The sequence below is a fragment of the Candidatus Peregrinibacteria bacterium genome, from assembly GCA_016220175.1.
GTDB lineage: Bacteria > Patescibacteriota > Gracilibacteria > CAIRYL01 > CAIRYL01 > JACRHZ01.
The window spans coordinates 1-6,678 of sequence record JACRHZ010000064.1 but is presented as its reverse complement, the minus strand read 5'-3'; the positions used below and the strand labels follow the sequence as shown (position 1 = coordinate 6,678).

The window sequence follows — 6,678 nt, the reverse complement described above, 5'->3', positions numbered from 1 at the left end:
TGGCTTTCCAGCCTTTCGATTCTCAATTATCCATATGAGATTTCTACTTTTGTAGATAGTGGAGAAAAAAATCGAAGGAGAAGCAGCTCAATTATCCATATGAGATTTCTACTTTTGTAGATATTCTGGTTGCCATCCTTGCATTTTTTTGCTAAGCTCACATGGCGCTTAATTTCAAAGTAGCGTTTTTTCTGTGTTTTTTTCTTTTGTGAAATGGTCGATGTAATTCGTGTGGAAGGCGCTAGAATGCATAATCTGAAAAATATTACCGTACAGATTCCGCGGAGTAAACTCGTGGTTATTACGGGCGTGTCTGGTTCTGGAAAATCTTCTCTCGCATTTGACACTATTTATGCTGAGGGACAGAGGCGGTATGTGGAAAGCCTTTCCACGTATGCCCGCCAGTTTTTGGGACTTATGGAAAAACCAGATGTTGATGTCATTGAAGGACTTTCGCCGGCAATTTCTATCGATCAAAAAACCGCATCAAGAAATCCACGATCAACAGTAGGAACCGTGACGGAAATTTATGATTATCTTCGTCTCCTTTTTGCAAAAATTGGAAGACCGCATTGTCCCGTGTGCGCTCTTCCTGTTCAGAGACAAAGCGTCTCGCAAGTAATAGATGAAATTGGAAAAATGAAGGAGGGAACCAAAGTTATGATCTTGGCACCAGTGATACGAGGTCGAAAAGGTGAACACTCAAAAGTGCTCGAAAAAATTCAAAAAGATGGATTTATTCGTATTCGGGTGGATGGAGTTGTCTATTCTATCGCCGATAAAATCTCCATTGATCCGAAAAAATCTCATTCCATCGAAGCGGTAGTAGATCGTCTTGTCGTGAAAAACTTTGAAAAAACATATCAAACCCTTTCGAGTGGAGAAAAAGTGGAAGAGCCAAATCCTGATCGAACAAGACTTGCAGATTCCATTGAACTCGGAGTGAAATATGGGAATGGAATTCTTGAGGTAATGAATGTGGACACGGGTGAAATGGAAATGTATTCTGAAAAATTTGCGTGTCCCGAACATGGATCTACTCTTTCAGAGATTGAACCGAGAAATTTCTCATTCAATTCTCCATATGGAGCGTGTCCTGACTGCCATGGTCTTGGAAGTCGTCTCGTGGTGAAGAAAGATCTTGTTTTTGGAAATCCAAAGCTCACTATTGCCGAAGGAGCTATAATGCCATGGGCAACAACAACGTCTGGCATGTCGTGGTACTTGAAAATTCTCGAAAAAGTTGGAATGAATTATGGATTTAGCCTCGATATTCCCGTAGAAAAACTAACCCCGGAACAAGTAGATATCATCCTCAGCGGAACAGGAGATGAAGAATATGACATCAAAATGGATTCACGAAAGTTTTCCGGTGAATTTTCTACAAAATATGAAGGAGTGGCGAAAAATTTGGAGAGAAGATTTCAGGAAACGGAGAGCGAACTTTCGAGGAAGCAAATTGAAAAGTTTATGGAAGAAGAGCTCTGTCCTACTTGCAAAGGACAACGCCTTCGCCCAGAGGTCCTTAGTGTACTTGTTGGAGAGAAAAATATTATTGCTGCTACTCAGTTTTCCATTTCTGAGGCGCATGAATTTTTTCAAGAACTTCCGAGTCTTCTTACGGAAAGAGAGCAAAAAATCGCCCATCTTATTCTTCAAGAAATCATATCGCGACTTCATTTTTTGGAACACGTGGGACTTTCATATCTCACCCTGAGTCGCTCAGCGAATACACTTTCTGGTGGAGAAGCTCAGCGCATTCGGCTCGCAACTCAGATCGGATCAAAACTCCAGGGAGTTCTTTATGTGCTTGACGAACCTTCTATTGGTCTCCATCAGCGTGATAACAAGAGACTTATTGAAACCATGCGTGATTTGCAGCGCCTCGGAAATACTGTGCTCGTCGTCGAACATGACGAAGACACGATGAATGCGGCAGACCATATTTTGGAGATTGGTCCCGGGGCAGGAAAATATGGTGGACAAGTCGTTGCAGAAGGAACTCCCGAGGAAATTAAGAGAAATCCAAATTCTGGTACTGGAAAATATTTATCAGGAGAAAAATCAATTCCTATTCCATCTGAACGAAGAAAAGGAAATGGGAAATCGCTCAAAATCATAGGTGCCAGGGAGAATAATCTTCACAATATTGATGTGGAAATCCCACTGGGAAAATTTGTTGGAGTAACCGGAGTTTCTGGCTCTGGGAAATCTTCACTGGTGAATAAAATTCTCGGTCCGTCTCTTGCAAATCAATTGAACAGAGCTCAGAAAAAAATGGGGAATCATGATGACATCCTCGGAGTGAACCATCTCGACAAAGTCATCATTATCGACCAAAGTCCGATTGGGAGAACTCCACGTTCAAATCCAGCAACATACACTGGAGTTTTTGGTGATATTCGTGAACTTTTTAGCTCAAGTCCTGAAGCAAAACTCAGGGGGTATAAAGCGGGAAGATTTTCCTTTAATGTAAAAGGCGGCCGATGTGAAGCCTGCCAAGGAGATGGTATCGTCAAAATTGAAATGCATTTTCTGCCAGATATTTATGTTCCGTGCGAAGTGTGTCATGGAAAAAGATATAATTCCGAAGCACTTGAAATTACATGGCGCGGAAAAAATATTGCCGATGTTCTCGATATGACTGTCTCTGAGGCTCTTGAATACTTTGTAAAAATTCCATCACTCAAAAATAAATTGCAAACACTGGAAGATGTGGGACTTGGATACATTCATTTAGGGCAGAGCGCTCCTACTCTTTCAGGAGGGGAAGCTCAGCGCGTAAAATTGGCTACAGAACTTTCAAAGCGAAGTACGGGGAAAACTTTTTTCATTCTCGACGAACCGACAACGGGGCTTCATTTTGAGGATGTGCAAAAACTCCTCGATGTTCTGAATGCTCTCGTAAACAAGGGCAATACTGTACTCGTCATCGAACATAATTTGGATGTGGTGAAGAGTTGTGATTACGTGATCGATCTCGGACCGGATGGCGGAGAAAACGGTGGATATGTGGTGGCCACTGGATCTCCTGAAGAAGTGGCGAAATCAGAAAAATCATATACCGGACAGTTTTTACGAAAATATTTCCAGTAAAAATTTATTTTTTTGACTGAAATAAAAATCTGCGTTATCCTTATCCTCCCACTAAAAACTTGTTTCTGTCTCCATGAAATTTAATACACTTTTCTCGAGGAAATTTCTAAAACTCTTCTTATGAAAACATCTCGAAAAATTGGAATTCCGATTATAATTCTGGGCATCCTCTTGGCCGGCTGGTATTTTTTGTTTTCGACGGAAGTCCAGCCATCATATAAATTCATTGCTGCTGAACGAAAAAACTTGCTTCAAGAAGTGAGTGTAACCGGCAAGGTGCAGGCTATTACTCAAGTAGATCTTGCGTTTGAAAGAGGTGGGAAAATAGACCGAGTTTCGGCTAAAATCGGCGATACGGTTTCTCAGGGAAAAGAACTTCTTCGCCTTCAGTATTCAGAATACACTGCTGAGCTCGAGCAAAAAAAAGCGGCTGTGGAGAGAGAGGAAGCAAAATTGGAAACCCAAAAGGCGGTGATTCAAAGTGAAAATGCCCGCCTTGCTCAGACTGAGGCAGCTCTTGAAGCTGAGCAATCACTCCTTCAAGAACTTCAAAAAGGCGTAAGACCAGAAGAGACCCGAGTCGTGGAAATAAAAGTAGAAAATGCGAAAGTTGCTATTTTTGATGCTCAAACTGAGTTTCAAAACACAAAAAAAAAAGCGGAAAGAGATATGGAATCACTCCTCAATGAAAGTGTCGATATTTTTTCTTCCCTCAAAACTACTACTGATAAAATTTTTAGCCAGCGGCTTCAGGATATTATTAACCCCATCCGAAATTCTCTCAAAACCGCGTGCAAACTTCAAATTACCAGTGTAAATCCTGGGAACATTGAGAGTCAATGCGAGGGCGCTCTTTCCGCGTCCGAATCTCTTCAGAGAATTATTGACGCCCTTCCAAGTGTGAGAACTTCCGTGAATATTCTCGAATCTCTTTCTTCCGCGAAGAAAGAACTGCTCGTGATTCGCTCATTTCTTGAATCTCTCCTCAAGGTGGTAAACAGCACTTTAAAACTGGAAGAAGGGAGTACAACCATTTCTGACACTCAGCTCACCACATTCAAAACTTCTGTAACGAGTTCACAGTCGGAAATTGAAACCGCCATTGAGGAAGTAACGGCGAAAATGGAAAGCATCGAAGATCAGACAGTACTGAATAAAAATTCGATTGATACCGCTCAAAATAAACTCAACATAGCGGAAAGCACGCTTTCAAGTGCAGAATCCGAACTGGAACTCTCTCGAGCAAAAACCATAGAAGAACGAATCACTGCAGAAGAGGCGAAAGTCCATCAAGCAGAAGCAAATTTAGCAGCTCAAAAGGCTCAGGTAGAGCAAGCGGAGGCGAATTTAAACCTTCAAGAGGCACAAGTAAAAGCATCTAAAGCTGATGTGCAAAATGTTCAGGCGCAAATTGCAAAAGCAATTTTAAAGTCTCCTATAGATGGAATTGTGACAAAACAAGATGCCAAAATCGGTGAAATTGTCGGGGCGAATATTCCTCTTATCACCGTTATTTCTCATGGAAATTTTGAAATTGAATGCAATCTCCCAGAAGTTGATATCGCCAAAATTTCGCTCGGACAGGAAGCTAAAGTAACTCTTGATGCATACGGAAGCGATGTAGAATTCTCTGCAACAATTATTGCCATTGATCCAGCGGAAACTGTTATTGAAGGAGTTTCGACATATAAAGTCCGCCTTCAGTTTTCAAAACCTGACGAGCGGATAAAATCTGGAATGACGGCGAATATCGATGTTGTTACCGCTTCACGAGAAAATGTTCTTGTCGTTCCCCAACGAGCGGTCTTTACGAAAGACAAGGCGAAATTTCTCCAAATCCTCGTTCCAGCGTCGCCTTCAAATTCATCTTCCCCCACACAGGAAATTCTCGAAGAACGTGAAGTTGTCGTTGGACTCAAGGGATCTGATGGTTCTGTAGAAATACTCGAAGGGCTGAGGGAGGGAGAAAAGGTGGTAACATCTCTTGAATAAAGGAAACTCTAAAACATGTCACTTCTTAAAGTTCAAAATCTCGGGAAAGAATACGATTCTGATGGGATCAAAACTCCTGTTCTTTTTGATATGAACTTCTCGATAGAAGAGGGCGAATTCGTCGCCATTATGGGACCTTCTGGATCTGGAAAATCAACACTTCTCCATATTCTTGGTTTTCTGGATGCCCACACCTCTGGAGTATATATGTTTAACGAAAAATCGTTTCAGGATTACTCGGAAGAAGAGATCGCTCTTATTCGAAATCGAGAAATGGGATTTGTTTTTCAGGCTTTTAATCTTCTTCCCCGCACAACTGTATACGACAATGTCCTCCTTCCACTTCTCTATTCCGATCGTCCTCAAAAAGAATGGGATGCTCTTATAAAGAATGCGGTTGCGGCGGTAGGACTCGAACATCGCACTCATTTTGAAACTTCCAAACTTTCGGGAGGAGAACGGCAACGAGTAGCTATTGCACGCGCACTTGTCAATAATCCTCGAGTGATATTTGCTGATGAACCAACTGGAAATCTTGACTCCATTTCGGGTGGAGCCATTATGAAAATCTTTCAGGATTTGAACGAGAAGGAAGGTCATACCATTGTACTTATCACTCACGAGACGACAACCGCTGAATTTGCGAGAAGAACTCTTCATATTTTAGATGGAAGAATTCACAGTGACCAAAAAAATCTGTATTACAAAGACGCTCATAGAGGATATTCAAAATAGTATTTTTTTCCGAAATTTTTCAGCGATAACAAGAATATGAAATTACGATTTCTTTTGAAAACAGCATTCGGGGGAGTCAGGACAAATAAGGCACGATCTGCGCTTACCATTCTCGGAATTGTCATTGGAGTTACGGCAATCATCATGATTATGTCGATTGGAGAAGGCGCTCAGGAACTTATTCTTGGTCAAATTCGTGGAATCGGGTCACGAACAATTATCGTGGAACCAGGACGAGAACCTCAGGGACCTTCTGATATTGCTCAGATTTTTACCGATTCTCTCAAAGATCGCGAAGTTTTGGCAATTTCAAATCCAGGAAATGTCATGGGAAAAAACCAAGTGGTTCCCAATGTTATCGCGCCTTCTTCATTGTCATTTGAAAATGAAACGAAGCGGGTGAATGTTATTGGAACCTCAAACTTATGGATGGAAGTTATGAGCATCGCACCATCTGAAGGAGGTATTTTTTTCCGAGGAAGATATCAAACAAGCAGGAGCAGTGGTAATTATCGGCTCTAAAGTGAAAGAAGATCTCTTTGGATTTTCTGATGCTCTTGGGAAAAAAATTAAAGTGAAAAACAAAACCTTTCGAGTCATCGGTATACTTCCCAAAAAGGGACAGGTGATGATTTTTAATCTTGATGATCTTGCCATTGTTCCGTATTTGACGGCGCAAAAATACCTTACGGGAAACGATCACTATAATTCTATTCTAGTATAATTTCCAATAAATAATTTCATGTATAGTGTCTCTGTAGTTTTTGGTCAGCATCTTGCTTTGTGAATTTCCATTGAATTGTTGATAGACTTTGATTGCGTTGTTTTTGCCAGGCAGATAACTCCTTTTTGAGA

5 protein-coding genes are annotated in these 6,678 nt (G+C 41.2%); all 5 read left to right on the top strand.

The features are described from left to right. Window positions 1-213: 213 nt before the first annotated feature. The 5 genes from uvrA to HZA38_05360 all read left to right on the top strand — a co-directional run bounded on the left by uvrA (window position 214) and on the right by HZA38_05360 (window position 6,547). Complete coding sequence (uvrA, locus tag HZA38_05380) at window positions 214-3,096, top strand: excinuclease ABC subunit UvrA (GenBank protein MBI5414914.1); 2,883 nt, start codon at window positions 214-216, stop codon at window positions 3,094-3,096. Window positions 3,097-3,216: 120 nt separating this feature from the next. Next, entirely contained in the window at window positions 3,217-5,088 is a 1,872-nt protein-coding gene (locus HZA38_05375; protein MBI5414913.1) for an efflux RND transporter periplasmic adaptor subunit, read from the top strand. A gap of 15 nt (window positions 5,089-5,103) precedes the next feature. Further along, window positions 5,104-5,823 (top strand): ABC transporter ATP-binding protein, encoded by a 720-nt coding sequence (locus HZA38_05370; protein MBI5414912.1) that lies wholly within the window; start codon window positions 5,104-5,106, stop codon window positions 5,821-5,823. A 54-nt stretch (window positions 5,824-5,877) separates the two neighbouring features. Further along, window positions 5,878-6,345, top strand: a complete 468-nt coding sequence (locus HZA38_05365; GenBank protein MBI5414911.1) for an ABC transporter permease — start codon at window positions 5,878-5,880, stop codon at window positions 6,343-6,345. Then, window positions 6,326-6,547: an ABC transporter permease gene (locus tag HZA38_05360; GenBank protein ID MBI5414910.1), complete on the top strand. Its 222-nt coding sequence runs from the start codon at window positions 6,326-6,328 to the stop codon at window positions 6,545-6,547. Before HZA38_05365 ends, HZA38_05360 begins: the two co-directional genes overlap by 20 nt. Window positions 6,548-6,678: the final 131 nt, after the last annotated feature.

Bases quoted from the DNA above. Each gene is read 5' to 3' on its own strand.
- HZA38_05370 (MBI5414912.1), top strand. From the start codon at position 5,104: ATGTCACTTCTTAAAGTTCAAAATCTCGGGAAAGAATACGATTCTGAT.
- uvrA (MBI5414914.1), top strand. From the start codon at position 214: ATGGTCGATGTAATTCGTGTGGAAGGCGCTAGAATGCATAATCTGAAA.
- HZA38_05375 (MBI5414913.1), top strand. From the start codon at position 3,217: ATGAAAACATCTCGAAAAATTGGAATTCCGATTATAATTCTGGGCATC.